This window comes from Klebsiella sp. GG_Kp173 (assembly GCF_040062415.1).
GTDB classification, from domain to species: domain Bacteria; phylum Pseudomonadota; class Gammaproteobacteria; order Enterobacterales; family Enterobacteriaceae; genus Klebsiella; species Klebsiella quasipneumoniae.
Genome location: NZ_JBEAFZ010000007.1, coordinates 109915 through 135728, shown reverse-complemented (window position 1 = coordinate 135728; position 25814 = coordinate 109915). Strand labels below are relative to the sequence as shown.

28 protein-coding genes, 1 other RNA gene and 1 pseudogene are annotated in these 25814 nt (G+C 58.0%); 20 read left to right on the top strand and 10 right to left on the bottom strand.

Annotation, left to right across the window (positions count from 1 at the left end; genetic code table 11):
- Window positions 1-60: 60 nt before the first annotated feature.
- From rnpB to garL, 4 genes and pseudogenes are all read right to left on the bottom strand, one after another.
- An RNA gene (rnpB, locus tag ABLU50_RS07000) (RNase P RNA component class A) lies at window positions 61-443 on the bottom strand.
- A gap of 32 nt (window positions 444-475) precedes the next feature.
- Window positions 476-620, bottom strand: a pseudogene (locus tag ABLU50_RS06995) (glycerate 2-kinase); the annotation flags it as partial.
- A 72-nt stretch (window positions 621-692) separates the two neighbouring features.
- Window positions 693-1583, bottom strand: a complete 891-nt coding sequence (gene garR / locus ABLU50_RS06990) for a 2-hydroxy-3-oxopropionate reductase (protein ID WP_004206137.1) — start codon at window positions 1581-1583, stop codon at window positions 693-695.
- 26 nt (window positions 1584-1609) lie between these two features.
- On the bottom strand, window positions 1610-2380 hold the full coding sequence (gene garL, locus ABLU50_RS06985; protein ID WP_004206138.1) for a 2-dehydro-3-deoxyglucarate aldolase: 771 nt from the start codon (window positions 2378-2380) through the stop codon (window positions 1610-1612).
- A gap of 564 nt (window positions 2381-2944) precedes the next feature.
- Between garL and garD the strand changes: the two genes are divergently transcribed.
- Window positions 2945-4516: a galactarate dehydratase gene (gene garD / locus ABLU50_RS06980; protein ID WP_323083825.1), complete on the top strand. Its 1572-nt coding sequence runs from the start codon at window positions 2945-2947 to the stop codon at window positions 4514-4516.
- 200 nt (window positions 4517-4716) lie between these two features.
- Here the strand turns inward: garD and rsmI are convergent, their stop codons facing one another.
- Window positions 4717-5580 (bottom strand): 16S rRNA (cytidine(1402)-2'-O)-methyltransferase, encoded by an 864-nt coding sequence (gene rsmI / locus ABLU50_RS06975; protein ID WP_004144878.1) that lies wholly within the window; start codon window positions 5578-5580, stop codon window positions 4717-4719.
- Between the two features lie 63 nt (window positions 5581-5643).
- Between rsmI and ABLU50_RS06970 the strand changes: the two genes are divergently transcribed.
- The 4 genes from ABLU50_RS06970 to dolP are packed head-to-tail and all read left to right on the top strand — an operon-like array spanning window position 5644 to window position 9297.
- The gene (locus tag ABLU50_RS06970) at window positions 5644-7752 is read left to right on the top strand and encodes a penicillin-binding protein activator (RefSeq protein ID WP_087833174.1); all 2109 of its coding nucleotides are present in this window, start codon (window positions 5644-5646) and stop codon (window positions 7750-7752) included.
- Entirely contained in the window at window positions 7710-8096 is a 387-nt protein-coding gene (locus ABLU50_RS06965) for a YraN family protein (protein WP_057212868.1), read from the top strand. The genes ABLU50_RS06970 and ABLU50_RS06965 overlap by 43 nt, the downstream gene beginning before the upstream one ends.
- Before the next feature lie 25 nt (window positions 8097-8121).
- Window positions 8122-8712, top strand: a complete 591-nt coding sequence (gene diaA / locus ABLU50_RS06960) for a DnaA initiator-associating protein DiaA (RefSeq protein ID WP_002918211.1) — start codon at window positions 8122-8124, stop codon at window positions 8710-8712.
- A gap of 9 nt (window positions 8713-8721) precedes the next feature.
- Window positions 8722-9297 carry a division/outer membrane stress-associated lipid-binding lipoprotein gene (gene dolP, locus ABLU50_RS06955; RefSeq protein ID WP_002918214.1) on the top strand — a complete coding sequence of 192 codons (576 nt, stop codon included), beginning with the start codon at window positions 8722-8724 and terminating at the stop codon, window positions 9295-9297.
- A 121-nt stretch (window positions 9298-9418) separates the two neighbouring features.
- Here the strand turns inward: dolP and ABLU50_RS06950 are convergent, their stop codons facing one another.
- Window positions 9419-10459, bottom strand: a complete 1041-nt coding sequence (locus tag ABLU50_RS06950) for a permease (RefSeq protein ID WP_087833175.1) — start codon at window positions 10457-10459, stop codon at window positions 9419-9421.
- Window positions 10460-10534: 75 nt separating this feature from the next.
- Window positions 10535-11182 (bottom strand): NAD(P)H-binding protein, encoded by a 648-nt coding sequence (locus tag ABLU50_RS06945; RefSeq protein WP_048325826.1) that lies wholly within the window; start codon window positions 11180-11182, stop codon window positions 10535-10537.
- A 128-nt stretch (window positions 11183-11310) separates the two neighbouring features.
- On the opposite strand from ABLU50_RS06945, the gene ABLU50_RS06940 reads away from it, so the two are divergent.
- Window positions 11311-11847 carry a type 1 glutamine amidotransferase domain-containing protein gene (locus tag ABLU50_RS06940; RefSeq protein WP_087833176.1) on the top strand — a complete coding sequence of 179 codons (537 nt, stop codon included), beginning with the start codon at window positions 11311-11313 and terminating at the stop codon, window positions 11845-11847.
- Here the strand turns inward: ABLU50_RS06940 and ABLU50_RS06935 are convergent.
- The gene (locus tag ABLU50_RS06935; protein WP_004206161.1) at window positions 11809-12252 is read right to left on the bottom strand and encodes a YhbP family protein; all 444 of its coding nucleotides are present in this window, start codon (window positions 12250-12252) and stop codon (window positions 11809-11811) included. The genes ABLU50_RS06940 and ABLU50_RS06935 overlap by 39 nt on opposite strands.
- Before the next feature lie 49 nt (window positions 12253-12301).
- Between ABLU50_RS06935 and ABLU50_RS06930 the strand changes: the two genes are divergently transcribed.
- Window positions 12302-12592, top strand: coding sequence for a GIY-YIG nuclease family protein (locus ABLU50_RS06930; protein ID WP_025999208.1), 291 nt, complete (start codon window positions 12302-12304; stop codon window positions 12590-12592).
- On the opposite strand, the gene ABLU50_RS06925 is transcribed toward ABLU50_RS06930, so the two are convergent.
- Together ABLU50_RS06925 and ABLU50_RS06920 are read right to left on the bottom strand one after the other, a co-directional pair.
- Window positions 12579-13082, bottom strand: a complete 504-nt coding sequence (locus ABLU50_RS06925) for an N-acetyltransferase (RefSeq protein WP_004206163.1) — start codon at window positions 13080-13082, stop codon at window positions 12579-12581. The two genes, ABLU50_RS06930 and ABLU50_RS06925, sit on opposite strands and share 14 nt — an antisense overlap.
- The gene (locus ABLU50_RS06920; protein ID WP_002918231.1) at window positions 13076-13600 is read right to left on the bottom strand and encodes an SCP2 domain-containing protein; all 525 of its coding nucleotides are present in this window, start codon (window positions 13598-13600) and stop codon (window positions 13076-13078) included. Before ABLU50_RS06920 ends, ABLU50_RS06925 begins: the two co-directional genes overlap by 7 nt.
- A 221-nt stretch (window positions 13601-13821) precedes the next feature.
- On the opposite strand from ABLU50_RS06920, the gene ABLU50_RS06915 reads away from it, so the two are divergent.
- The 13 genes from ABLU50_RS06915 to madL all read left to right on the top strand — a co-directional run bounded on the left by ABLU50_RS06915 (window position 13822) and on the right by madL (window position 25805).
- Window positions 13822-14817: a peptidase U32 family protein gene (locus tag ABLU50_RS06915; RefSeq protein ID WP_004206164.1), complete on the top strand. Its 996-nt coding sequence runs from the start codon at window positions 13822-13824 to the stop codon at window positions 14815-14817.
- A 5-nt stretch (window positions 14818-14822) separates the two neighbouring features.
- Window positions 14823-15701: a U32 family peptidase gene (locus ABLU50_RS06910; protein ID WP_064150911.1), complete on the top strand. Its 879-nt coding sequence runs from the start codon at window positions 14823-14825 to the stop codon at window positions 15699-15701.
- Between the two features lie 143 nt (window positions 15702-15844).
- Window positions 15845-16852 (top strand): LLM class flavin-dependent oxidoreductase, encoded by a 1008-nt coding sequence (locus tag ABLU50_RS06905; RefSeq protein WP_004206166.1) that lies wholly within the window; start codon window positions 15845-15847, stop codon window positions 16850-16852.
- A gap of 203 nt (window positions 16853-17055) precedes the next feature.
- Entirely contained in the window at window positions 17056-17934 is an 879-nt protein-coding gene (citG, locus tag ABLU50_RS06900) for a triphosphoribosyl-dephospho-CoA synthase CitG (RefSeq protein WP_043520976.1), read from the top strand.
- A gap of 167 nt (window positions 17935-18101) precedes the next feature.
- Window positions 18102-19310, top strand: a complete 1209-nt coding sequence (gene madB, locus ABLU50_RS06895; RefSeq protein ID WP_087833177.1) for a Na+-transporting malonate decarboxylase, carboxybiotin decarboxylase subunit — start codon at window positions 18102-18104, stop codon at window positions 19308-19310.
- Window positions 19311-19322: 12 nt separating this feature from the next.
- Complete coding sequence (mdcA, locus tag ABLU50_RS06890; RefSeq protein WP_064187867.1) at window positions 19323-20990, top strand: malonate decarboxylase subunit alpha; 1668 nt, start codon at window positions 19323-19325, stop codon at window positions 20988-20990.
- 11 nt (window positions 20991-21001) lie between these two features.
- Window positions 21002-21334, top strand: a complete 333-nt coding sequence (gene mdcC / locus ABLU50_RS06885) for a malonate decarboxylase acyl carrier protein (RefSeq protein ID WP_017899902.1) — start codon at window positions 21002-21004, stop codon at window positions 21332-21334.
- Window positions 21327-22256: a biotin-independent malonate decarboxylase subunit beta gene (locus ABLU50_RS06880; RefSeq protein ID WP_017899903.1), complete on the top strand. Its 930-nt coding sequence runs from the start codon at window positions 21327-21329 to the stop codon at window positions 22254-22256. The genes mdcC and ABLU50_RS06880 overlap by 8 nt, the downstream gene beginning before the upstream one ends.
- On the top strand, window positions 22256-23137 hold the full coding sequence (mdcE, locus tag ABLU50_RS06875) for a biotin-independent malonate decarboxylase subunit gamma (protein ID WP_087833178.1): 882 nt from the start codon (window positions 22256-22258) through the stop codon (window positions 23135-23137). The genes ABLU50_RS06880 and mdcE overlap by 1 nt, the downstream gene beginning before the upstream one ends.
- Before the next feature lie 16 nt (window positions 23138-23153).
- On the top strand, window positions 23154-24257 hold the full coding sequence (locus ABLU50_RS06870) for an acyl carrier protein (protein ID WP_087833179.1): 1104 nt from the start codon (window positions 23154-23156) through the stop codon (window positions 24255-24257).
- Complete coding sequence (gene mdcG / locus ABLU50_RS06865) at window positions 24254-24958, top strand: malonate decarboxylase holo-[acyl-carrier-protein] synthase (protein WP_048325840.1); 705 nt, start codon at window positions 24254-24256, stop codon at window positions 24956-24958. Before ABLU50_RS06870 ends, mdcG begins: the two co-directional genes overlap by 4 nt.
- A gap of 1 nt (window position 24959) precedes the next feature.
- The gene (locus ABLU50_RS06860) at window positions 24960-25178 is read left to right on the top strand and encodes an acetyl-CoA carboxylase biotin carboxyl carrier protein subunit (RefSeq protein WP_017899907.1); all 219 of its coding nucleotides are present in this window, start codon (window positions 24960-24962) and stop codon (window positions 25176-25178) included.
- Between the two features lie 246 nt (window positions 25179-25424).
- The gene (gene madL, locus ABLU50_RS06855; RefSeq protein WP_025999210.1) at window positions 25425-25805 is read left to right on the top strand and encodes a malonate transporter subunit MadL; all 381 of its coding nucleotides are present in this window, start codon (window positions 25425-25427) and stop codon (window positions 25803-25805) included.
- Window positions 25806-25814: the final 9 nt, after the last annotated feature.

The following is a 25814-nucleotide window of genomic DNA, read 5'->3' as shown; positions in this document are numbered from 1 at the left end:
CATTCATCCTGCGTCCGGTATTCAGATAGCAAAAACCCCGCCGAAGCGGGGTTTTCTAAGGAGTGAAACTGACCGATAAGCCGGGTTCTGTCGTGGACAGTCATTCATCTAGGCCAGCAATCGCTCACTGGCTCAAGCAGCCTACCCGGGTTCAGTACGGGCCGTACCTTATGAACCCCTATTTGGCCTTGCTCCGGGTGGAGTTTACCGTGCCACGGACTGTTACCAGCCGCGCGGTGCGCTCTTACCGCACCCTTTCACCCTTACCTGATCCCGCTTGCGCGGGCCATCGGCGGTTTGCTCTCTGTTGCACTGGTCGTGGGCTGTGACACCCCCCAGGCGTTACCTGGCACCTTGCCCTATGGAGCCCGGACTTTCCTCCCCTCCGCCCGTCTCCCCCCGAAGGAGGACGACGACGAAGCGGCGACTGTCTGGTCAGCTTCGGCGCGCAGTATAGTGGGTTTACCGCCCGTTGTCATCCCTCTGTCGTCATCCCGACCAGCAGGGTGGCGGCGATATTGCGCGATGCATGATAAATATTATCAAACGCGCCGCGAAACGCCGCTTCCTGCGTCACAACTGAGGTTAACACGCGGAAACGGCATCAATACCGCGTCCATGCTAGCCCCGCCGTGGCAGTCTGGCACTGTTGCACCAGGCATAACCACCAGGCCGCGCAGGGGCTCTTCTTGTTAGCGAGTCACTTCCACTTTCGCCAGCTTTTCGTAGTAGCATGCCAGCGCGCTATGGTCAGCGGTGCCCAGACCGTCCGCACGCAGCGCCTGCATCATCTCCATTACCGCCGCTGTCAGCGGCAGTTGAGCGCCCACGCCATGGGAGGTATCCAGCGCATTGGCCAGATCTTTAATATGCAGATCGATCCGGAAGCCCGGCTTGAAGTTACGATCCATCACCATCGGCGCTTTGGCATCCAGCACGGTACTCCCCGCCAGACCGCCGCGGATCGCCTGATAAACCAGATCCGGATTGACGCCGGCTTTGGTGGCCAGGGTCAGCGCTTCGGACATGGCAGCGATGTTCAGGGCGACGATCACCTGATTGGCCAGTTTGGTCACATTGCCCGCGCCAATGTCGCCGGTATGCACCACGGAGCCGGCCATCGCTTTCATCAGATCGTAATATTTGTCGAAGATCGCCTTGTCGCCGCCGACCATCACCGACAGGGTGCCGTCGATCGCTTTTGGTTCGCCGCCGCTTACTGGCGCGTCCAGCATATCAATACCTTTGGCCTTCAGCGCTTCGCTAATTTCCCGGCTGGCCAGCGGCGCAATAGAGCTCATGTCGATCACCACGGTGCCCGGTTTCGCGCCTTCAATAATGCCGTTTTCCCCCAGCGCCACCTCTTTGACATGCGGCGAGTTCGGCAGCATGGTGATGATCACATCGCACTGCTCGGCAATCGCCTTCGGCGTGGCCGCGGTCTCTGCGCCCGCGGCGATCACGTCGGCAATCGCTTCCGGATTACGGTCAGACACCACCAGCGAGTAACCCGCCTTCAGCAAATTTTTGCTCATCGGCTTGCCCATAATGCCAAGACCGATAAAACCCACTTTGATTGTCATATTGTTCTCTCTCTTCATCCTGGTGATTATTTTTTAAAGGCATCAGCAAGTTTCTGGGTTGCGGAACGGAAGACCCCCAGATCGCTGCCGACGGCGACAAAAGTGGCGCCCCACTCCAGGTAGCGCCGCGCATCGGCCTCTACCGGCGCCAGAATGCCGCTTGGCTTACCGTGCTTCTTCGCGCTGGCGAAGATATGCTGGATGGCGCGCTGCACCTCAGGATGGGCGGCATTGCCCAGATGACCTAACGCGGCGGCCAGGTCGCTCGGGCCGACGAACAGGCCGTCGACACCTTCGGTCGCGGCAATCGCCTCGACGTTGTCCACCCCGGTCTGGCTCTCAATCTGTACCAGAATGGAAATGTTTTTATTGGACTGGGCGAAGTAGTCCGGCACGGTGCCGAACATATTGCCGCGATGGGAAACGGAGACTCCGCGGATCCCTTCCGGCGGGTAGCGAGTAGAAGCCACCGCCTGCGCCGCCTGTTCCGCTGTCTCGACAAATGGCACCAGGAAGTTATAGAAGCCGATATCCAGCATGCGCTTAATGATGATGGGCTCGTTGGTCGGCACGCGCACCACCTGAGCGCTGGAGCTGCCTTTCAGCGCCATAAGCTGTGGGATAAGCGTGGTGACGTCGTTCGGCGCATGTTCCGCGTCCAGTACCAGCCAGTCGAAACCCGCCAGACCCAACACCTCGGTGCTGATCGGATTGGCCAGCGCGCACCAGCAGCCAATCTGCACCTGATGAGCCGCCAGCGCGGCCTTAAATTTGTTCGGGAAAATTGCGTTATCCATGATTTTTACCTTGCGTTAATCGTTGCTAACTTCTGCAATTCATTCGTTATATCACCAGCCCGGCGAGAGACCCCCATTAGGCTGGAAAAGCGTATCGCCTGACCCCAAATATTATCCGCAGAATAAACCAGCGAATGGGTGTCCTTTTTTATTTCCTGCCCTTGAGTCCGGAAAATGTAAGCCCATCGCAAATTAACCATCTTTTATTATTCGTTAGGTGACTGCTAAATTATTAACCCACGATTAAAAGGCAAACCATGCGCATATCGGACGTCACAAAAACACGACTCAGTATAGTCAGCCCCCACTCGCCAGACACTATGCATAAACACAATATAAACACATTTTTTAAAGCTTTAGTTGGGCAATCGCCTTAAGCTATGGGCGCTAATCCACACTTCTTACGATTCCCCACCCTCCGCGCGCGTCCATGGCGACAAGGAGTGATTCAGATCACATCTTCATGCCGACACACCTGACATGCTTTATTTCATTATTCTGCTTAACAGCGCCAGAATTACCATTTAATGATATTTTTAGCACCTGTTTGGAGATAACTAGACAATGGCTGATATTTCAATTCGACAACAATCGCCTACCGCGTTTTATATAAAAGCTGACCCGACAGATAATGTGGCGATTATTGTCAACGATCGGGGATTAACCGCCGGAACGCGTTTCCCGGACGGCCTGACGCTCATCGAGCACATTCCACAGGGTCATAAAGTCGCCCTGGTGGATATCCCAGCCCACGGTGAAATTATCCGTTACGGAGAAGTCATTGGCTTGGCAATGCGCGACATCCCCAAAGGAAGCTGGATTGACGAGTCGTTAGTGGCGTTGCCCACCGCCCCGCCGTTGAACACCCTGCCGCTGGCCACCAAAGTGCCGGCCCCGCTGCCGCCGCTGGAAGGCTATACCTTCGCAGGCTACCGCAATGCCGATGGCAGCGTGGGCACCAAAAATCTGCTGGGTATCACCACCAGCGTGCACTGCGTTGCGGGCGTGGTCGATTACGTGGTGAAACTCATTGAACGCGACCTGCTGCCGAAATATCCCAACGTCGACGGCGTGGTGGGTCTGAATCACCTCTATGGCTGCGGCGTAGCGATTAATGCGCCAGCGGCGGTGGTGCCGATACGCACCATCCACAATATCGCCCTTAACCCGAACTTCGGCGGCGAAGTGATGGTCATTGGCCTTGGCTGTGAAAAGCTGCAGCCCGAGCGGCTGCTGCAGGGGACGGAAGATGTCAAAAGCATCCCGGTGGACAGCGCCAGTATCGTCAGCCTGCAGGATGAAAAGCACGTGGGCTTTAAATCGATGGTCGATGACATTCTGCAGGTCGCCGAGCGCCATCTGGCGAAACTCAACCAGCGTCAGCGGGAAACCTGCCCGGCTTCTGAACTGGTGGTGGGTATGCAGTGCGGCGGCAGCGACGCTTTCTCCGGCGTGACCGCCAACCCGGCGGTGGGTTACGCTTCCGATCTGCTGGTGCGCTGCGGCGCGACGGTGATGTTCTCAGAGGTGACCGAAGTCCGCGACGCTATCCATCTGCTGACGCCGCGGGCGATCAACGAAGAGGTGGGTAAACGCCTGCTGGAAGAGATGGCCTGGTACGATAACTATCTCGATATGGGCAAAACCGACCGCAGCGCCAACCCCTCACCCGGCAACAAGAAAGGCGGCCTGGCCAACGTGGTGGAAAAAGCGCTGGGGTCGATTGCCAAATCAGGTAAAAGCGCCATCGTTGAGGTGCTTTCCCCCGGGCAGCGCCCGACCAAACGTGGCCTGATTTACGCCGCCACCCCCGCCAGCGATTTTGTCTGCGGCACCCAGCAGGTGGCCTCTGGCATCACGGTGCAGGTATTCACCACCGGCCGCGGCACGCCTTACGGACTAATGGCGGTACCGGTGATAAAAATGGCAACCCGCACCGAGCTGGCTAACCGCTGGTATGACTTAATGGACATTAACGCGGGCACCATCGCCACCGGCGAAGAGACGATTGAGGAGGTGGGGCTGAAGCTGTTCGAATTTATTCTCGACGTCGCCAGCGGACGCAAGAAAACCTTCTCCGATCAATGGGGTCTGCATAATCAACTGGCGGTATTCAACCCGGCGCCGGTAACCTGATCGAGAGCGTAAGGCTTTAACCATTTTTAGCCCGGATTTATCCGGGCTTGTTGGCTAGGAATGCTGTGCGGCAAGGAAGGCGGGGCTGCACTTTTCATCCAACATTTCTTCCGACATTTCTTCCGACATGTCGGATGACGCTCAAGCCGCCCTTCACTATCTGAAGGGAGGCTTGCCAGGCTTTCACTGGTTTTACAGGATCACTCCCCCTGCTGCTCCAGGGCATACTTATACAACGCATTTTTCTTCACGCCGTGGATTTCCGCGGCCAGCGCGGCGGCTTTCTTCAGCGGCAGTTCCGCCTGCAGCAGCGCCAGAGTCCGCAGCGCGGCCGCCGGCAGCGCCTCTTCCTGCGCCTTAAAGCCTTCGACGATCAGCACCATCTCGCCTTTGCGACGGTTTTCGTCTTCCTTGACCCACGCCACCAGCTCGCCAATCGGCGCGCCGTGGATCGATTCCCAGGTTTTGGTCAGCTCGCGGGCCAGCACCACATAGCGAGATTCTCCCAGTACCGCGCAGATATCTTCCAGACTCTCCACCAGCCGGTGGGTCGACTCATAGAAGATAAGGGTGCGCGGCTCTTCTTCCAGCGCTTTAAGGGTATCGCGACGGCCTTTCGATTTCGCCGGCAGGAAGCCTTCATAACAGAAACGGTCGGAAGGCAGGCCAGCGGCGCTCAGGGCGGCGATAGCCGCACAAGGACCCGGCAGCGGCACGACGCGGATATTGGCTTCGCGGCAGGTACGCACCAGATGATAGCCTGGGTCGTTAATCAGCGGCGTGCCCGCATCGGAGACCAGCGCGATATTTTGCCCTTCTTTCAGTTTTGCGAGAAGTGTTTCCGCCTTTTGCTGCTCGTTATGGTCGTGAAGCGCAAATAAACGGGCGTTAATCGCAAAATGTTGCAGCAGCAAACCGGTGTGGCGGGTATCCTCCGCAGCAATTAAATCAACGGCTTGCAACACTTCCAGTGCGCGCTGCGTGATATCAGACAGATTTCCTATCGGAGTGGGCACAATATAGAGCTGCCCCTGAGAATTATCCGCTGATTCGTGTTGTTTCATTGTCTCGTCCGTATTGCCGATTTAATATTGAGCATTGAGCCAAAAAAATATCACTGGACACTTATGGCACCGTCAACATTTCTTCGTTCTAAGCCCGCGCGCTGTCTGCCCGTATTGCTGGCGACTCTTCTTTTTGCTGGCTGCGGCACCCACACGCAGGATCAAAGCACGGCGTTTATGCAGGGTACGTCGCAGGCCAACTCCAGTTTCTACTTGCAGCAGATGCAGCAAAGCACGAATGATAGCAAGACCAACTGGCAATTACTCGCCATTCGTGCACTGCTGCAGGAAGGAAAGCAGCAGCAGGCCATCGACCTGTTTAACCAGCTGCCGTCAAACCTGGACAGCACCCAGGCCCGTGAACAGTCACTGCTGGCAATAGAAGTAAAGCTGGCGCAGAACGACTATCAGGGGGCCCGTATTCTGCTGGCTAAGCTTGACCCGGCAAGCCTGGAGCAGCCTCAGCAGGCGCGCTACTGGCAGGCGCAAATCGATGCCAGCCAGGGCAAACCCTCGGTGACTCTGCTGCGCGCCTTAATCGCCCAGCAGCCGCTGCTGAGCGATGCCAAACAGCGCCAGCAAAATATTGACGCTACCTGGCAAGCGCTGACTGCGATGACCCAGGATCAGGCCAATGCGCTGGTGATCAATGCCGATGAAAACACCCTCCAGGGCTGGCTGGATCTGCAGCGGATGTGGTTTGACAACCGCAACGATCCCACGCTGCTGAAAGCCGGCGTCAAAGACTGGCAGACGCGCTACCCGCAAAACCCTGGCGCCAAAATGCTGCCAACGGCGCTGGTGAACATGCAAAACTATAAGCCCGCCTCCATCAACAAGATTGCGCTTTTCCTGCCGCTGAACGGCCAGGCCTCGATCTTCGGCCGCACCATCCAGCAGGGCTTCGAAGCCGCCAAAAACGGCGCGCCGTCGGTGACGGGCAGCGCGGTTCCCGCTCAGGTCGCTCAGGCGGCGAACACGTCCGGTAACGATGACGTGGTAAGCCCGTCGCAGGCGGAAATTAGCGATCTGACGGCTGCCGGAAGTCGCGCTGAACCGGTGCAGGCCCCGGCGCAAACTCAGGCAACGCCAGCGGCGGAGCCGGCGGCTCAGGCGCCGGAAGCGACCACCACGCTGCAGACCACCGCGTCCCCGGTCACCCAGCCGGTCACCGCCCCGGCCGCACAGCCGCAGCCAGTGGTCGCCACCGCCGCCAATCCCTCTGCGGAACTGAAAATTTACGATACCACCAGCCAGCCGATCGGCCAGCTCCTTGCCCAGGCTCAGCAGGACGGCGCCACCCTCGTCGTCGGGCCGCTGCTGAAAGAGAATGTCGAAGATGTTCTCAAGAGCAATACGCCGCTCAACGTGCTGGCGCTCAACCAGCCGGAGAAGGTCGAAGGCCGCGCTAATATCTGCTATTTCGCGCTGTCGCCGGAAGACGAAGCGCGTGACGCCGCCCGACACATCCATCAACAGGGCAAACAGACGCCGTTGCTGCTGGTTCCGCGCGGCGCGCTGGGCGATCGTGTGGTCAACGCGTTTGCCGACGAGTGGCTGAAGCTGGGCGGCGCCAGCGTCCTGCAGCAGCGTTTTGGCTCCACGGCGGAGCTGCGCGCCGGCGTTAACGGCGGAGGGGGCATTGCGCTGAGCGGCACCCCGGTCTCCACCCTGCCATCAGCGCAGAACAGCGTCCTCGGCACGGCGGATGAAATGCCGGTTAGCAGCGGCGGCAGCGTCGACGCGGCCTATATCCTCGCCACCCCGGAACAGATTGGCTATATCAAACCCATGATCGCGATGCGCAACGGCAGCCAGAGCAATGTCACCCTGTACGCCAGCTCGCGCAGCGCACAGGGCACCGCAGGTCCGGATTTCCGTCTGGAGATGGAAGGCCTGCAGTATAGCGAAATCCCGATGCTGGCTGGCAGCAACCCGGCGTTGATGCAGCAGGCGTTGTCTGCGGTGCGCAATGACTACTCGCTGGCGCGTCTGTATGCGATGGGCGCTGACGCCTGGTCGCTGGCAAACCACTTCGCGCAAATGCGCCAGACACCGGGCTTCGAGTTGAACGGGAATACCGGCGATCTGACGGCGACTCAGGACTGCGTGATTACCAGGAAACTGTCATGGCTCAAATACCAGCAGGGACAAATCGTCCCGGCCAGTTAAGCAAACAGACCGGCGATGCATGGGAAAACCGTGCTCGCCACTGGCTGGAAAGCCAGGGCCTGCGTTTTATTGCCGCCAATGCTCGCGAGCGTGGCGGCGAAATTGACCTCATTATGCGCGACGGCGCCGTCACCGTCTTTGTCGAGGTGCGCTACCGCCGCAGCGCTCTGTACGGTGACGCGGCGGCCAGCGTCACCCCGCAAAAACAGCAACGCCTGCTTAAAGCCGCCCGTTTGTGGCTCTGCCGACAGAATGGGAGCTTTGAGACTGTGGATTGCCGTTTCGATGTGGTAGCCTTCACCGGAAACGACATCCAATGGCTAAAAAACGCCTTTGGCGAATAGCGTAATACCAGAAGTAAGGGATCCCGTGCTCGACAGAATCAAAGCCTGCTTTACCGAAAGCATTCAAACCCAAATTGCCGCAGCAGAAGCACTCCCGGACGCCATCTCCCGGGCGGCGATGACGCTCGTGCAGTCCCTGCTCAACGGCAACAAAATCCTCTGTTGTGGTAATGGCACTTCCGCCGCCAACGCACAGCATTTTGCTGCCAGCATGATTAATCGTTTTGAAACGGAACGCCCTGGTTTACCCGCCATTGCACTAAACACCGATAATGTGGTCTTAACTGCCATCGCTAACGATCGCCTGCATGACGAGATTTACGCCAAGCAGGTGCGCGCCCTGGGACACGCTGGCGATGTGCTGCTGGCAATCTCCACGCGCGGTAACAGTCGGGACATCGTCAAGGCGGTGGAAGCCGCCGTGACCCGCGACATGACCATCGTCGCGTTAACCGGCTATGACGGCGGTGAGCTGGCGGGCCTGTTAGGTCAGCAGGATGTCGAAATCCGCATCCCCTCACACCGCAGCGCGCGTATCCAGGAGATGCATATGCTGACCGTCAACTGTCTGTGCGATTTGATAGATAACACTCTTTTTCCACACCAGGACGATTAAGGAGAACACATGAAGGCTCTCTCGCCCCTCGCCATCCTGCTTTCAGCACTACTGCTGCAGGGCTGCGTTGCCGCCGCGGTTGTCGGAACGGCAGCAGTCGGCACTAAAGCCGCAACGGACCCGCGTACGGTGGGAACCCAGGTCGATGACAGCACCCTGGAACTGCGCGTCAATAGCGCCTTGTCGAAAGATGAACAGATTAAGAAACAGGCCCGCATCAACGTTACCGCTTATCAGGGCAAAGTCCTGCTGACCGGTCAGTCGCCGACGCCAGATCTCTCTGCCCGCGCCAAGCAAATCGCCATGGGCGTGGAAGGAACCACGGAAGTGTTTAACGAAGTGCGCCAGGGCCAGCCGATTGGTTTAGGCACCGCCTCTTCTGATACCTGGATTACCACCAAGGTGCGTTCGCAGCTGCTGAGCACCGATCAGGTCAAATCCTCGAACGTGAAGGTGACCACGGAAAACAGCGAAGTCTTCCTGATGGGACTGGTGACCGACCGTGAAGGCCGCGCGGCGGCGGATATCGCCAGCCGGGTGAGCGGCGTGTCCCGAGTGACCACCGCCTTTACCTATATTAAATAAAGCTGCAATTTCCCGGCTGGCGCTACGCTTAGCCGGGCTACCGCCCCCTGTCCGTTGTGTGCCGGGTAAGGCGTAGCCGCCGCCCGCCCCCCCATCAGGCTATCCGTACGTTTACGGCAAACTACACCAGCGCCAGCGCTCCAACAATCGCCCCGCACAGCGCCACCAGCCCGCCAGTCAGCCACAGCGCTTTGGCTGGAAAGGCTTTGCGCAGCATAATCAACGATGGCACGCTCACCGCCGGCAACGTAATCAGCAGCGCCAGCGCCGGCGCAACGCCCATCCCCGCCAGCATCATCGTCTGGACAATCGGAATTTCCGCCGCGGTAGGGATCACAAACAGGCAGCCGGCGATCGCCATCGCGATAACCCAGAACAACGTATTATCCACCACGCCATCGGCGTGCGGGAACAGCCAGACGCGCGCCGCCCCCAGCACCAGCACCGCGAGGATATAAACCGGGATCGTGTTCCAGAACAGCGTCCACAGCGCCCGCAGCCAGCGACTTAAGAAGCCGCCCTGGGCCGCTTTCGCTTGCGCTTCAGGCATCACGGCAGGCTGCGTCGCCGCCTCTTTTACCCATTTCTGCACCAGCGTCGCGACAATCAACACCGTCGCCAGGCCCGCCACCAGGCGAACCAGCGCAAACTGCCAGCCCAGCACGAAGCCCATAAACACCAACGTCGCCGGGTTGAGCAGCGGGTTGCCCATCCAGAACGCCAGTGCCCCGCCCATCGACACCTGCTGTTTGCGCATCCCGGCCGCGACCGGCGCGGCGCAGCAGGTGCACATCATGCCTGGCAGCGAGAAAATCGTCCCCAGCAGCGTCCCCTGAAAACGCGATTGTCCCAAGGTGCGCAGCAGCCAGTCGCGCGGGATCAGCACCTGGATCAGCGACCCGAGCAGCACGCCGAGCACCGCCGCTTTCCAGACGGCAAGGAAGTAAACCACCGCGTAGTCCCACGCCGCCTTCAGCGGGTTAGCGTCGGCCTGGGCGAGAATGGATTTACCGATACTGTGGGTTTCCGCAGCGGTGAAGGCTTTCCCGTAGTATGGCTGCCATTTGACGAACCACAGGCCTACAATCACGACGAGAAAGAAAAGCGCGGGCTTCCACCATTGAAATGGTGACGCCGCCTGAGATGAAGACTGACCAGCCATAGCATTCCCCAGCAAGAAATGTGGATATGAATTGAAGCCGTGAATACTACGCCGGAAGCCTGCGTTTGCAAACCGCTATTCCGCCTGCCGCGCGGCACGCTCCCGTAGCTCGGACGATGAGAGAATTTGCACCCCTTCGTGAGTAGACGACAGCGCCTCCGCCAGCAGGGCAATCGCCACGTCGCGGGCCGCAATGGATTTCCAGTTCCCCGGTAAGAGTCGGAACAGCGGTTCGAGGAAGGTCTCATTGGCCCGCTTTTTTTCCCGCTCGCCTGACAGCATCGACGGCCGGGCAATGGTCAGCCGCGGCCAACCCTGCTCGATCAGCGCCGCCTCCATTTCCCCCTTCACCCGATTGTAGAAAAACGGCGAGTGGGCGTTGGCGCCCATCGCGCTGACCACCAGCATATGTTGCGCACCCAGCCGTTTGCCGGTCAGCGCGGTATCAACCACCAGCGTGTAGTCAGCATGGACAAAGGCCTCTTTGCTCCCGGCCTCCCGGCGCGTCGTTCCCAGACAGCAGAAAACGATATCCACCGGGTCAACCACCTGCGCCAGGGCATCGGTCAACTGGGGATCGTGCGGATTAAAAACCCCTTCCGCCGGCGCCAGTGGGCGACGCGTCGGGGCGGCGATGGCGCTGATGCTCGGCTCATTCTGCAGCAGCCGAAGTAAGTGACCGCCAACTAACCCGGTCGCGCCGGTCAATAATACCTGACTCATTGATTCTCCTTTACAGAATTCTCCGCCTTGCACTTTCGGGCTCATGTTCCAGGCTTAATACCTTACAAGGTAAGTATCCACCATCATCATGGAATTACCTCATTGACCATCCAGATAGCGGAGGAAACATGAGTAAAAAGATAGCCGTGCTCATTACCGACGACTTTGAAGATTCTGAATTTACCTCTCCCGCCGAGGCGTTTAAGCTCGCCGGGCATCAGGTCGTGACCATCGAAAAGCAGGCTGGCAAGACGGTGAAGGGTAAACAGGGAGAAGCAGAGGTCGCCATCGATCGGGCCATTGATGACGTCACACCGGGTGAATTTGATGCCTTGTTGCTGCCCGGGGGCTATTCCCCTGACCAGCTGCGCGGGGATGAACGCTTTGTCACCTTTACCCGCGATTTTGTCAACGGCGGGAAGCCGGTCTTCGCCATCTGCCACGGCCCGCAGCTGCTGATCAGCGCCGATGTGATCCGCGGGCGTAAGCTCACGGCGGTAAAACCGATCGTGGTGGATGTGAAAAACGCCGGGGGCGAGTTTTACGACCAGGAGGTGGTGGTCGATAACGAACAGCTGGTCACCAGCAGAACGCCGGAAGATCTGCCGGCCTTCAATCGCGAAGCGCTACGCCTGCTCGGCGCCGGCATCGCGCCGCCAGTGTAGCTTTTTCCCGAACCCCAGCGTGTTGTCGGTAAACTTGATTTCGTCCGGACGAATCTCCCAAACCGGCGCCGACAGCATGCGGGCCACCGGGAAGCGCTTGACGTAGCGCTGACGCATACGCGCCTCTTCGTCGCCGCGCAGTCGGCGGATCTCGCCCTGGAACTGCACGCCGCGGATCAGGGCGACGGTTTTTGGCTGGCCGTTGACCGTGCCGGCCACCTTCGCCCGCTCGCCGGTCATCTGGCCGTGGCGGGTGTGCTCATCGCTGAGCAGATAAAAGGCCACGCTATCCGGGTCATAGACGTAAAAGGCGTTCGCACACCACAGCTCGTCGTCGCGGGAGACGCACCAGGTGACGACGTGCTGTTTACTCAGCCAGCGGCCAATGGCGGCAAGCGTATCCATCTTTCTTCTCCATTATGCTATGGTGCCTACACCTTACCATAGTGACTTTATAACCGTGTGCTGGTTTCTGTATCTCATTCGAACCGCGGATAATCGCCTCTATACCGGCATCACCACCGATGTGCCGCGCCGCTTTCGCCAGCATCAGGCAGGGAAAGGCGCGAAGGCGTTGCGCGGCAAAGGCGACCTGCAGCTGGCCTTTAGCCATGAAGTTGGTGAACACTCACTTGCTTTGCGGCTGGAATACCGCATTAAGCAGCTAACGAAGCGCGAAAAAGAGCGCCTCGTTGCCGGAGAGGATACCGTCGAAACCCTGCTGGCAAGGCTCAAAAACGATTAAAGTGGTCGCTGTATTCGACCTGGCCGTGGACACCTTCGAGGGCGTCATCCGCCAGGCGGTGCACCTGGAACGCCTCCGCGCTGTCCGGCCAGCGGCAGCGGAGATCGAAGCGCGCGGCTGGTTCAAAACCAAAGCGACGGTATAACTCCGGGTCGCCCAGCGTCACCACCGCGGCATAGCCAAACTCATTCAGCGAATCCAGCCCTTCATAGACCAGCTGCCGGCCAATGCCCTGTCCACGGTAGCGTTCATCCACCGCCAGCGGCGCCAGGCCGACCCATTGTAGCTCTTCACCTTCCACCGCAACCGGGCTGAAGGCAACGTAGCCGATCACCTGGCCTTCATCATCCGTCGCCACTACCCCCAGCGTGATCAGTCCATCTTCACGCAGATCGTGCACCAGCTGCGCTTCGGCATCGCGGCCGAAGGTACGACGCAGCAGCGCGTCGATTCCCGGTGCATCAATCCCAATTTCCACTCGAATCAGCATGCCTCACCTACCGATGTCTGTTCAGGTTTCTGCGGGCTCTTCAGTCCAGCTTCGACAAAATCCGCCAGTTGCAGCAACATCACGCGCAGCGCTTTGGGCATCTGCTCGAGCTCAATGGCGTCCATCAAATTTTTTACATACAGCCCCAGCTCCGTATCGCCTTCAATAACCAGACGACGCTGGAAGAATAGCGTATCCGGATCTTGCTTGCGCGCGGCGATCATTAACAGATCGCTGGCGTCGGCGCTGAAGCTGACGTCGGCGTCCGCCTGCTGGCTGACCACCAGGCGACCATCGACTACCGAGGTATACCACAGCAGACCGATGTCACGCACATGAATACTTAACCAGCGCCCCTCGAGAAACTCCAGCTCTCCCTCCGCCAGCGCCTGGCGAAACTGCCAACTAAGCACCTGCTCCAGCACCTGGCGCTTGAGGGCAAAAGGCGCCAGCTTAACCGGCACGCTCATTAAAGACGGGCCAAAGTGGACCAGCCGGGAACGCAGTTTATCCAACACAAGCTTTACTCCATGAATGCAATTGTGCCGCTATTGTGCCATATCACATAAACAACATAGCGGCGTAAATCAACAAAAACGCGATGACGGCAGCCCGTTATTGGCGCCGCCAATACACTTTTAACTGCCTCAAATCAAAAATTGTCACCAGAAGGTTAACTAAAATCCCTGCTCGTTAACCATTCAGCGTCCCTGACGGGCCGCATTTTTCAGGAAAAATTATGGAGCTGCTCTGCCCAGCCGGTAACCTTCCGGCGCTTAAGGCGGCCATCGAAAACGGCGCCGATGCCGTCTATATCGGGCTGAAAGATGACACCAACGCCCGCCACTTTGCCGGCCTTAATTTCACCGAAAAGAAACTGCAGGAAGCCGTCAGCTTTGTGCATCAGCACCGTCGTAAGCTGCATATCGCCATCAACACCTTCGCCCACCCCGACGGCTACGCCCGCTGGCAGCGCGCGGTGGATATGGCGGCTCAGTTGGGCGCCGATGCGCTCATTCTGGCCGATATCGCCATGCTGGAGTACGCCGCGGAGCGCTATCCGCATATAGAACGCCATGTCTCGGTACAGGCTTCCGCCACCAATGAAGAGGCCATTCGCTTCTATCATCGCAACTTCGACGTGGCGCGCGTCGTACTGCCGCGGGTGTTATCTATTCACCAGGTGAAACAGTTGGCTCGCGCCACGCCGGTGCCGCTGGAAGTCTTTGCCTTCGGCAGCCTGTGCATCATGGCGGAAGGCCGCTGCTATCTCTCTTCCTACCTGACCGGCGAATCGCCCAACACCGTCGGCGCCTGCTCGCCTGCCCGCTTCGTGCGCTGGCAGCAAACCCCACAGGGGCTGGAATCGCGCCTCAATGAAGTGCTGATTGACCGCTATCAGGATGGGGAAAACGCCGGTTACCCGACGTTGTGTAAAGGCCGCTACCTGGTCGATGGCGAGCGCTATCACGCGCTGGAGGAACCCACCAGCCTCAATACCCTGGAACTGTTGCCGGAGTTGATGGCCGCCAATATCGCCTCAGTGAAAATCGAAGGCCGTCAGCGCAGCCCGGCCTACGTCACCCAGGTAGCGAAAGTCTGGCGCCAGGCGATCGATCGCTGCAAAGCCGATCCACAGAATTTCGTGCCGCAATCCGCATGGATGGAAACCCTTGGCTCCATGTCCGAAGGGACACAAACCACCCTTGGCGCCTACCACCGTAAATGGCAGTGAGAAACATGAAATATTCATTAGGGCCAGTGCTTTACTACTGGCCAAAAGAGACGCTGGAAGATTTTTACCAGCAGGCAGCCAACTGCAGCGCCGACACCATTTATCTCGGCGAAGCGGTGTGCAGCAAACGCCGTGCCACCAAAGTCGGCGACTGGATTGAGATGGCGAAAGCGCTGGCGAGCAGCGGCAAACAGGTGGTGCTGTCTACCCTCGCGCTGGTGCAGGCCTCCTCCGAACTGGGCGAGCTGAAGCGCTATGTCGATAACGGGGAGTTCCTGATTGAGGCCAGCGATTTGGGCGTGGTTAACCTCTGCGCCGAACGCAAGCTGCCGTTCGTCGCCGGGCATGCGCTGAACTGCTACAACGCCGTTACCCTGCGCCTGCTGTTAAAACAGGGCATGGTGCGCTGGTGCATGCCGGTGGAGCTTTCCCGCGACTGGCTGGCTAATTTACTGACCCAGTGCGAAGAGCTGGGCATTCGCAATCAGTTTGAAGTCGAAGTGCTGAGCTACGGCCATCTGCCGCTGGCTTATTCCGCCCGCTGCTTTACCGCCCGTTCGGAAGATAGGCCAAAGGATGAGTGCGAGACCTGCTGCATCAAATACCCAACCGGACGCAGCATGCTGTCCCAGGAGAACCAGCAGGTGTTCGTGCTCAACGGTATCCAGACCATGAGCGGCTATGTCTACAACCTGGGCAATGAGCTGACGTCCATGCACGGCCTGGTGGATATGGTACGCCTGTCGCCGATGGGCAACGAGACCTTCGCCATGCTCGACGCCTTCCGCGCCAATGAAAACGGCGCTGCGCCGTTGGCGCTCACCGGCAACAGCGATTGCAACGGCTACTGGAAACGGCTGCCCGGGCTGGCGCTGCAGGCCTGATAAACCGCTCACTTTGTTAACAGCAGTGCTCAGATTTTAATGCATTATTAAAGATGCAGCTTTTCTGGCTGGCGCGTCCTGGATGCGCCAGGCTGGAAGAAGACCTTCAATCTGATGACGATGCTGTAGCAAAGTGAGCCTTTATGACTGACAAATCTGTTCCGTTCTCGGTGCTCGACCTGGCGCCGATCCCGCAAGGTTCTTCTGCCAAAGAAGCCTTTACCCACTCTCTGGATCTCGCCCGGCTGGCCGAATCACGCGGTTATCACCGCTACTGGCTGGCGGAGCACCACAATATGGTCGGCATTGCCAGCGCAGCGACCTCGGTGCTGATTGGCTATCTCGCCGCCAATACCACTACCCTGCATCTGGGTTCCGGTGGCGTGATGTTGCCCAACCATTCGCCGCTGGTGATCGCCGAGCAGTTCGGCACCCTGAACACCCTCTATCCCGGGCGTATCGACCTCGGCCTTGGCCGCGCGCCGGGCAGCGATCAGCCCACCATGCGCGCCCTGCGTCGCCATATGAGCGGCGATGTCGATAACTTCCCGCGCGACGTGGCGGAACTGGTGGACTGGTTTGACGCCCGCGATCCGAACCCGCACGTGCGCCCGGTTCCCGGCTACGGGGAGCGAATTCCGGTGTGGCTGCTGGGTTCAAGCCTCTACAGCGCCCAGCTGGCGGCGCAGCTCGGTTTGCCGTTCGCGTTCGCCTCGCACTTCGCGCCGGATATGCTGTTCCAGGCCCTGCACCTGTATCGCAGCAACTTTACGCCCTCCGCGCGGCTGGAAAAACCGTATGCCATGGTGTGCATCAATATCATCGCCGCCGACAGCAACCGCGATGCGGAGTTTCTCTTCACTTCCATGCAGCAGGCGTTTGTGAAGCTGCGTCGCGGCGAAACCGGACAGCTGCCGCCGCCCGTGGAAAATATGCATCAGCTGTGGTCAGCGTCCGAGCAGTATGGCGTGCAGCAGGCGCTGCGCATGTCGCTGGTGGGTGATAAAACTAAAGTCCGCCACGGCTTAGAGTCGATTATGCGGGAAACCGAGGCGGACGAAATCATGGTCAATGGCCAGATCTTCGACCACCAGGCGCGGCTGCATTCTTTCGATTTAGCGATGCAGGTGAAAGAGGAATTGTTGGGATAGTGAGCTATGCGGCATTTTTGCCGCATTTCTTTTCGCCCGCTAAACCATTTTGTGATCGTCTTCATTCATATTTTCGCATAACCCCCGTCTTATTACGTTGAGCGTAATTACATTACCTCTGGCGTAATTGTCCCCCTCATTCAACGGTGTTAGTTTTCCTCTGTTTTATTTTTCAACCCTGATTCTGGTAAAAGAGAATACCCATGAGCCAACCAACTGCCCGTGCTATGTGGATCGGCGAGTGCTTATTAAAAGCGCTGTTAATGGAGGTCTCCGCCTGGCCTAAACCCGGCCTTGTTACACCCCATTCACAAGGGGCGCATAAAGATATGGATATCTGGTTATTTATTACCAGCACATCGGCTATTGCCCCCTGTTTTAGCGCCTGCGCCCATGCCGGGGAAAATCATCAGGGCTCACCAGGGGAACTCTTTACAACAATACGTGCCATTGGCATTCAATATGAAAATACGCTGCTGCGGGCAACACAGCAGGTTAATACTCAGCGCGGCATTCTTTTTTCCGGCGCGGTTCTGGCGACAGCGGCAGGATGGCTTTCCGGGCGCGGGAAAACCCTCTCTTATCACGCCTTAAGCCAGTGCGTCGCTGAACTCTGCCGCGATCTCTGCCGTCGGGATTTCTCCGTCCTGACCGAACGCCCGGCGCAAACCCACGGTGAGAAATTGTATGTCGGATTCGGCATTACCGGCGTGCGCGGCGAGGCAGAGCAAGGCTTCCCACTGGTTTGCCAGATTGGCTTACCCGCGCTGCATCAGGCGCTGGACAACGGGCTGGCCTGGCGGGAAGCGCTAATTCATACGCTGCTCACCCTAATGGCCCATTGCGATGACACAACCGTGCTGTTTCGCGGCGGCCAGCAGGCGCTGGCGGAAATGAAGCAATATGCCCGGCGTCTGATGACGCAGGGCGGAATGTTTAACCCTGCGATCGAGCAGGAACTGGCTGATTTTAATTCATGGTGCCTGGATAGATGGGTCAGCCCTGGCGGTTCGGCCGATTTATTAGCGCTGTGTCTGGCGATGTATTTTCTTTGCCGCCAGCCGCAAGGAGATATGACATAAGGAAGAATATGAACATCTATTTTTATACTTTATTAACGTATGGCTTAACGATTGTAATTTCATTTGCGGTTGTCGGCATCATTGTTGGCGTCAACAAGATGATGAATAAATTAAATATCACCGACGATTAATTTACGAACTTTACCTTTGCCATCAGGAATATAGTTATGGATATCTTTGTTAAGCTCTTTTCGGGCATTGGCACTTTTTTTATAGAAGATCCGAAAATAGCCATTGCACGTTTTCTGCTCATTGTTCTCGGCTTTATATTGGCCTGGATGGGATTCCGCCGTAAGCTTGAACCGTTAATTATGGTGCCGATGGGCCTCGGTATGATCGCGGTTAACGCCGGGGTACTGTTTCTGGCGGGGGGACAAACCGGGACCTTAATTCTCGACCCGATGGTCAGCGAGCCTGACGACCTGGTAAACCTGATGCAGGTAAACTTTCTGCAGCCGGTCTATAACTTCACCTTTAGCAATGGCCTCATCGCCTGTATCGTTTTCTTCGGCATTGGCGCAATGAGCGACATCAGCTTTATTCTGCTCCGTCCCTGGGCCAGCATTGTTGTCGCCCTGTTCGCCGAGGCGGGAACCTTCGCCGCGCTGCTGCTGGGTATTGAAGTATTCGGCCTGCCTGCCAACGAAGCCGCGTCGATTGCCACTATCGGCGGCGCAGATGGGCCGATGGCGCTCTTTGCCTCCCTTATCCTCGCACCGAACCTGTTCGTCCCCATCGCCATTATCGCTTATCTCTACCTGAGCCTGACCTATGCCGGTTATCCGTACCTGGTGCGCCTGCTGGTACCGAAAAAATACCGTGGCATGGAAGTTGAAATTGAATACCCCACCGTATCGAAGAAAGCGAAATTCATCTTTACCGTCTGCGCCTGCCTGCTGTTGTGCCTGCTGCTGCCGGTCGCCGCGCCGCTGATCCTCTCGTTCTTCCTCGGGATCGCGATTAAAGAAGCGGAGATCGAACCGTTCCAGAAATTACTGGAATCCACGCTGACCTATACCGCAACGCTGTTTCTCGGCCTGCTGCTGGGCACACTGTGCGAAGCGCAAACGATTCTCGACCCGAAAGTGGCCATCATCCTGATCCTTGGTATCGGCGCGCTGGCCATTTCCGCCGTCGGCGCTCTGCTGGGCGGCTGGTTTATCTGGTTTATCTCGAAGGGGCGTTATAACCCGGCTATCGGTATCGCGGGCGTCTCCTGCCTGCCGACGACGGCAAAAATCGCGCAGAAAGAGGTTAACCATGAGAACCCCTACGCCATCATTCTGCCGCTGGCAATGGGTGCGGGCGTGAGCGGTCTGATCGTCTCGGCTATCGCCACCGGGATCTTTATCTCCACGCTATTCCTGCTGAATTAATGGAGTCAACCCATGCTAAAAGAGCACAACTGGCATCAACTCAAGGACGATACGGTACAGCGCCTGAATCAGCTGGCCCCGTATTTCCGTGACGGCAAAATTATCGACGCCAAAGATACTGTCGCCGCGCTGGAAGCCGTTATTCGAAGCTTCGATCGCGTCAATATTGAGGGCAATAACCAGAAACAGGCGGATTTTCTCTCCGAATGCCTGTGCCAGCTTGATCCGCAAAAGATCTCCGGCCTACATATGGTGCAGTCATCCGTACCGTTGTCCAGCCATCTGGATTTGTTTGAAAAGGGCATCGCTGAAAAGCTCGATTTCGCCTATGCCGGGCCGCAGGATGGCCGTCTGGCGAAGCTGATCCAGGACGGTAAGATTAAGCTCGGGGCCATCCACACCTATCTGGAGCTGTTCAGCCGCTACTTTGTCGACCTCACGCCGCGCGTGTCGCTAATCACCGCCTTTGAAGCGGATAAAGACGGCAATCTCTACACCGGCTTTAACACCGAAGATACGCCTGTTATTGCCGAAGCCACCCATTTCCGCCAGGGGATTGTGATCGCGCAGGTCAACAAGATTGTCGATAAAGTGCCGCGCGTTGATATCCCCGGCGACTGGGTAAATGCGGTGATTGAAGCGCCGCGCCCGTTCTACGTCGAGCCGCTTTTTACCCGCGATCCGGGGCTTATTACCGACACCCATGTGCTGATGGCAATGATGGCGCTGAAAGGTATCTATGCCGAATACGGCGTTGAGCGCATTAACCACGGCATTGGCTTCTTCACCGCTGCCATTGAGCTGCTGCTGCCCACCTACGGCGAGGAGCTGGGGCTGAAAGGCAAGGTCTGTACCCATATGGTACTCAACCCGCATCCGACGCTGATCCCGGCGATCGAAAGCGGCTGGATCCAGTCGGTGCACTGCTTCGGCGGTGAACTGGGCATGGAGAAATATGTCGCCGAACGCCCGGACGTCTTTTATATCGGCCAGGACGGCACGCTTCGCTCCAATCGCGCCTTCGCCCAGGCTGCGGGTCACTACGCGCTCGATATGTTTATCGGCGGCACGCTGCAGATCGATAAGTACGGAAACAGCAGCACCGCCACCGCCAGCCGCGTTTCAGGCTTTGGCGGCGCGCCGAATATGGGCTGCGACGCCAAAGGCCGCCGTCATGCAACGCAATCCTGGCTGAAATGCGGCGAAGAGTTCAAGGCCACCCAACAGCAGCTGATTGGCGATATGCCGCGCGGCAAACGTCTGGTGGTGCAGATGCAGGAAACCTTCCGCGAGAAGCGCCAGCCCGCTTTCGTCGACAAGCTGGACGCCTGGGAACTGGCGGAAAAAGCCAACCTCGCCCTGCCGCCGGTCATGGTGTACGCCGATGACGTCACCCACGTACTGACCGAAGAGGGCATCGCCTATCTGCACCGCTGCGAAGGGCTGGAACAGCGCATGGCGGCCATTCGCGCCGTGGCGGGCTACACCGGCATTGGCCTTGCCGCCGATCCGGCACAGACCGCACAGCTTCGAGAGGCTGGCATTGTCAAAACGCCGGAAGATTTAGGCATTGATCGCCGCCGCGCCAACCGTCAGATGCTGGCGGCGAAAAGCATTCGCGATCTGGTTGACTGGTCTGGCGGACTCTATAACCCGCCCGCTCGATTCCGTAACTGGTAGGGGAAAAGGACATGGCTCTACATCAAATATCACATCATTTCAGCGGCACCCGCGAAAGAGCATCTCTGCCGCAAACCGTGCACTGCGGCGTGGTAGGCTCTGGCGATCTGGAGGTCCTGCTGGAGCCGAAAGCGCTGGCGGGCGGTATTGAAGTCACTATATCCACGCCGGTGACCGGTTTCGATCATATCTGGGAGATTGTGCTGAAACGGTTTCTGGAAAATGGACCGCTGGGCAACATGCAGGTCAGCATCAATGACAATAACGCCACGCCCGCGGTAGTGGCTTTACGAATTCAGCAAGCGTTACAGCAGGCTATGCCGGGAGAAACCCATCATGAATGATCTGCGTTTTCTGGAAGCCAGCGCCCGGGTTCGCGCCAGTTCGCTGGTGGATAAAGGCACCTTTACTGAACTGATCGGCCCGGCGGCCAAACGAACCAGCCCGCACCTGCCCGTGCTCAATGAGGCGGTTGAATTTGACGACGGTATCGTCACCGGTATCGGCCTGTTGGGCCAGCACCCGGCCATCGTCATCTCCCAGGAGGGGCGCTTTATCGGGGGGGCAGTGGGTGAAGTGGGCGGCGCCAAGATGGTCGGCGCGCTGATGCTGGCGGACGAACTGGCGGCGCAGACCACCGACCCTGCCCGCCGCCCGATCGTCCTCATCTCCTTTGAAACCGGCGGCGTGCGTCTGCATGAGGCTAACGCCGGACTGCTGGCCCACGCCGAGTGCATGGACATGCTGCAAACCCTGCGCGGTCGCGTACCGGTGGTGGCAATGATTGGCAGCAAGATCGGCTGCTTTGGCGGGATGGGGTTTGTCGCTGCCGCTACCGACGTCATCGTGATGAGCGAATCGGGCCGCCTGGGGCTGACCGGGCCTGAGGTCATCGAACAGGAGATGGGCCGCAGCGAGTTCGACGCTTCTGACCGCGCGCTGGTGTTCCGCACCACCGGCGGTAAGCACAAGTATATCGTCGGCGACTGCAACTATCTGATTGCCGACTCGCTGGCAGCCTTCCACCAGCAGGCCGCGCTGATTGCCGACCTGCCCTGGCCGCAGATTGAAGCCATGCGCCGCATCGGCAGCGAAGCAAAAGTACGCGCCCAGATGGCGCTCACGCAAAAAATCAGCGAGTCAGAGCCATCAGATGCGCGGGATGTCTGGGCGATGGCGGGCAATACCGCGCCCCAGTCTCTGGTGGATATGGATCTCGACACGTTCCTGAGCAACGTTAAACGCCTGCCGGTGGAGGAAGCATAATGGAAAATTTACTCGGCCAGGGCCGCGCCGCTATCGATTTGATTGTTGACGAAAACAGCTTCGAAGAGAACGCGCTGGCGGATCTCGAGCTGCCTTATGAGGATTACGGCCCAGGGGCCGTCATCGGCAGCGCCCGTATTAGCGGTGAAGTCTGTACCGTTATTGCTAACGACGCCATGACCTTTAACCCGCGTTTTCCGGTGGTCTACGCCGGGGTTATCGGGCTGGAAGAGGGCTACAAAATGGCGCTGGCGGTCTATCGCACGCTGGCGATGGATAAAGACAAGCCCGTCGGCGAGAAACGTCCGCTGGTGCTGATCGTCGACACTCCCGGCAACGGGCCGGGCAAGCTGGAAGAGATCATCGGCATGAATAAAGCCACCGGTGCCTATCAGCTGGCACTGGCTGAGGCGCGCCATGCCGGGCACCCGATTATCGCGATGGTTATCGGTCGCGCCATTAGCGGCGCGTTTCTCTGCCACGGTTTACAGGCCGATCATATCCTGAGCCTGACGTCGGAATTTGGCACTATGATCCACGTCATGCCGCTGAGCAGTATCGCGCGTATTACCCGCCAGGACGTGGAGCGTCTGAGCGAACTTTCCCGAACCAATCCGGTCTTCGCGGCCGGGCCGGAGTTCTTCTGGCAACTGGGCGGGGTGGAAGCGCTGATCCAGGCGATCCCGGAGATGAAAGGGACGATCGTTCGCCATATCGCAGAAGTGCGCCAGCAGAAACAGGCGGCTGGCGTGACGGCGACAGGTCCGCAGGGGCGTGGGATCGCAGGCGAAGCGCGCGGCGGCAGAAAAATGCGCAACGTGATTCTGGCGCAGATGCGCGAGGATTATCGGGCGGTCGCGGCGCGGTATCAACCGGCCTGATTCTGGAGTTCGCGCTATGAACGATCCCATCGCCACACTCGAATGGCTGGTTGACGCCCAGCAGGGTATCCCCACGCTGACGGAGATGCCGCGCCGCACGCTGAGCGATAAAGGCATCGCTGGCCCCACGGCGGCTCACGTTATCGAGGAGATCCATACGCCGTTGAATCTGGCGCTGGTTACCTTTACCACCGGCAGCAGCGCATTTCAAAACATCGTCGGCGTAACGCAGAACGAACTGCCGTTGCGTATCGCGGCGGGTAGGCGTGTGCTGGCGGAATGCGGTGTAACCGCAGGGCAGCATATGGTGGTGACCTACGCGCCGCTGGTGAATGTGTTCACGCGTCAGGCGCTGGACGAGAGCGGTCTGCACTGGTCTTTTTTATCCCGCTCCTGCCGGGACGCGCTGCTGATTGCCCTGTGTCGCCAGCAGCCGGATGTGGTGGTGGGAGAGTCCTCATTTTTACGCGCCACGCTCGAACAGGCGCTAAAGATGAATCTGCAGGCGTATTTACCCAAAACGCTGACGATGATTACCGCAGGCACGCCCCTTGATGAAGCGCTGGTTCCGCTGTGCGCTTCGCTGGGTTATGGACTGCATGATGTCTACGGTTGCCAGGAATTCGGCTGGCTGATCCTGGACGGCCTTCCGCTGCGGGAAGATATTTCGCTGGTCGCCGCGCCGCAGGGCGGTGACTGGCGGGAAGTTATCGTTGGCGGCCTGCCGACCGGCGACAGCTTTCCCGTGGCGACCAACGGCCATCTGTGTAATGCGCAGGGCAAAATCCAGACCTGGAAGCGTCAGCGCACCACGCCGGAATATGACATGGTGGTGATGGCGACTACCGCCAATCACCGGGAAATTATCGAGCGGACGGCACGGACGATTTTACGTATCAAGGGGCGTGTTTGCCGGGTCAGCGCGCAGTTACAAACCCAGGCCAGCGCCACCCATATCCGCCTCTACCCCGTTACGGTTCCAGGGGAGGAAGCGGCAAAAACCGCGCCGGTCGATATTATCGGTCCGCAGGCCACCGCGCAGTTTGACGCCCTGCTGGCGGCGCAGCGAGATCTTCAGCAACAGGCGAAAAACGATCCGGCATGGAGCAAGCAGCGATGAGTGCCTTGCAACGCCATACTCTGTGCTGGCTGGACAGCGCTGAGCTGCGGCTGATTGCGAGGCAGTTGAACGGCGCGTTTAGCGCCCTCCCCGCCTCATGGCGGGAAGAGGCGCGGGACTATCTGCTCTCCGGATATCTCCCCGGCATTGTGCGCAGAGGCATTCGTGATGAAGTGAGTATTTCCCTGGGATTTTGCTTTCCGCAGCGCTGGCAAGGGCAGCGTTTACGGCTGGCGACGGTGGCTTCATTACAGGCCGTCACGCGCGTGTCAACGCCGGAGCAAACGGCCACCCTGCCTGCCGTCAGCCGTACCAGCGCGACACGTGCCTTTAACGCCCTGCGTCAGGCATGGCGCGGGCCGGAAACCGGGCTCGGCGTGTGGGGGTCGGTGGCGCTGGAGATGGCAACGCCCTGGCTATGGACGGACAGTCGCTCCGATTTAGATATCCGCATTACGCCCTGGCACGAAATGGCGTTAAGCGATTGTTACTCATTTCTGACTGATATTGCTCAGCAATATTCAGTGCGTATTGATGGGGAAATTAATTTACCCAACGGTTTTTCTATCAATATCCAGGAATGGTTTAGCGGGAGTCTGACCCTGCTGGCTAAAGGTGAGACCGATGTCGAATTAATGACGCGACATGATGTCGCCGGGTTAATAAAACATCTTTCAATGAAATATATTAAAGGAAATTAATATGTCTGAAGTTAAATCAAAAGTACCGGGTGTGGTCGATGAAGTTAAAGCTGCAGTGGGCGACAAAATTGAAAAAGGCCAGCCGGTTGTGATCCTGGAAGCCATGAAAATGAAAATGCCTGTCGCCTCGCCGGAGGCTGGCGTATTAAAGTCACTGGCGGTGAACGCAGGCGATCGCGTAAACCCAGGCATGGTCTTATTTGAAATTGCCGCTGAGTAGACCGTCACGTTTTTAATACTAAATAAATAGTGCGGCATTCCTTTGTGATATAACCATTATGCCTGAGTCATATCAGCGATAAACATTTCGCTGATATGACAGGCAGGGTGTGTACGTATAAATTGACTGTTGACTGTCCGCATCATAAAAACAGACTGTGCTAAAAGCCCTTGTCTTACTTTATTGTCATTTCCCGGTTCGGGTAGCCTCTTATGCTTTTAGTGTGGTTATAGAAAGAGAAACATCATGATTATTTACGGATTGATGTTAATGGGATTATGCATGTTCGCCGGGTTAATTGTCGGCGATCTTTTGGGCTTGCTGCTTGGAATTTCCGCCAATATCGGCGGCGTCGGCTTTGCCATGCTGTTTTTAGTCGTTATTTCCCAGAAGCTGACGGATAAGGGGCTGTTGTCTAAACCTGCCGAACAGGGGGTTGGATTCTGGAACGCGATGTATATCCCTATTGTTGTCGCCATGTCCGCGAACCAGAACGTTGTGGCCGCGCTCAAAGGAGGCCCGGTGGCGCTTATTGCTGGCCTTGGCGCAGTGGTGATTGGTTTTCTGCTGATTAAACCACTGAGCAAAATCGGCAACAAAAGCACGATGGCACGTTCAGCAGACTAACCGGTGGAG

Excerpts from the sequence above, each read along its gene's own strand:
- garR (WP_004206137.1), bottom strand. The coding sequence starts at position 1,583 with ATGACAATCAAAGTGGGTTTTATCGGTCTTGGCATTATGGGCAAGCCG.
- garL (WP_004206138.1), bottom strand. The coding sequence starts at position 2,380 with ATGGATAACGCAATTTTCCCGAACAAATTTAAGGCCGCGCTGGCGGCT.
- garD (WP_323083825.1), top strand. The coding sequence starts at position 2,945 with ATGGCTGATATTTCAATTCGACAACAATCGCCTACCGCGTTTTATATA.
- rsmI (WP_004144878.1), bottom strand. The coding sequence starts at position 5,580 with ATGAAACAACACGAATCAGCGGATAATTCTCAGGGGCAGCTCTATATT.
- ABLU50_RS06970 (WP_087833174.1), top strand. The coding sequence starts at position 5,644 with ATGGCACCGTCAACATTTCTTCGTTCTAAGCCCGCGCGCTGTCTGCCC.
- ABLU50_RS06965 (WP_057212868.1), top strand. The coding sequence starts at position 7,710 with ATGGCTCAAATACCAGCAGGGACAAATCGTCCCGGCCAGTTAAGCAAA.
- dolP (WP_002918214.1), top strand. The coding sequence starts at position 8,722 with ATGAAGGCTCTCTCGCCCCTCGCCATCCTGCTTTCAGCACTACTGCTG.
- ABLU50_RS06950 (WP_087833175.1), bottom strand. The coding sequence starts at position 10,459 with ATGGCTGGTCAGTCTTCATCTCAGGCGGCGTCACCATTTCAATGGTGG.
- ABLU50_RS06945 (WP_048325826.1), bottom strand. The coding sequence starts at position 11,182 with ATGAGTCAGGTATTATTGACCGGCGCGACCGGGTTAGTTGGCGGTCAC.
- ABLU50_RS06940 (WP_087833176.1), top strand. The coding sequence starts at position 11,311 with ATGAGTAAAAAGATAGCCGTGCTCATTACCGACGACTTTGAAGATTCT.
- ABLU50_RS06935 (WP_004206161.1), bottom strand. The coding sequence starts at position 12,252 with ATGGATACGCTTGCCGCCATTGGCCGCTGGCTGAGTAAACAGCACGTC.
- ABLU50_RS06925 (WP_004206163.1), bottom strand. The coding sequence starts at position 13,082 with ATGCTGATTCGAGTGGAAATTGGGATTGATGCACCGGGAATCGACGCG.
- ABLU50_RS06915 (WP_004206164.1), top strand. The coding sequence starts at position 13,822 with ATGGAGCTGCTCTGCCCAGCCGGTAACCTTCCGGCGCTTAAGGCGGCC.
- ABLU50_RS06910 (WP_064150911.1), top strand. The coding sequence starts at position 14,823 with ATGAAATATTCATTAGGGCCAGTGCTTTACTACTGGCCAAAAGAGACG.
- ABLU50_RS06905 (WP_004206166.1), top strand. The coding sequence starts at position 15,845 with ATGACTGACAAATCTGTTCCGTTCTCGGTGCTCGACCTGGCGCCGATC.
- citG (WP_043520976.1), top strand. The coding sequence starts at position 17,056 with ATGAGCCAACCAACTGCCCGTGCTATGTGGATCGGCGAGTGCTTATTA.
- madB (WP_087833177.1), top strand. The coding sequence starts at position 18,102 with ATGGATATCTTTGTTAAGCTCTTTTCGGGCATTGGCACTTTTTTTATA.
- mdcA (WP_064187867.1), top strand. The coding sequence starts at position 19,323 with ATGCTAAAAGAGCACAACTGGCATCAACTCAAGGACGATACGGTACAG.
- mdcC (WP_017899902.1), top strand. The coding sequence starts at position 21,002 with ATGGCTCTACATCAAATATCACATCATTTCAGCGGCACCCGCGAAAGA.
- ABLU50_RS06880 (WP_017899903.1), top strand. The coding sequence starts at position 21,327 with ATGAATGATCTGCGTTTTCTGGAAGCCAGCGCCCGGGTTCGCGCCAGT.
- mdcE (WP_087833178.1), top strand. The coding sequence starts at position 22,256 with ATGGAAAATTTACTCGGCCAGGGCCGCGCCGCTATCGATTTGATTGTT.
- ABLU50_RS06870 (WP_087833179.1), top strand. The coding sequence starts at position 23,154 with ATGAACGATCCCATCGCCACACTCGAATGGCTGGTTGACGCCCAGCAG.
- mdcG (WP_048325840.1), top strand. The coding sequence starts at position 24,254 with ATGAGTGCCTTGCAACGCCATACTCTGTGCTGGCTGGACAGCGCTGAG.
- ABLU50_RS06860 (WP_017899907.1), top strand. The coding sequence starts at position 24,960 with ATGTCTGAAGTTAAATCAAAAGTACCGGGTGTGGTCGATGAAGTTAAA.
- madL (WP_025999210.1), top strand. The coding sequence starts at position 25,425 with ATGATTATTTACGGATTGATGTTAATGGGATTATGCATGTTCGCCGGG.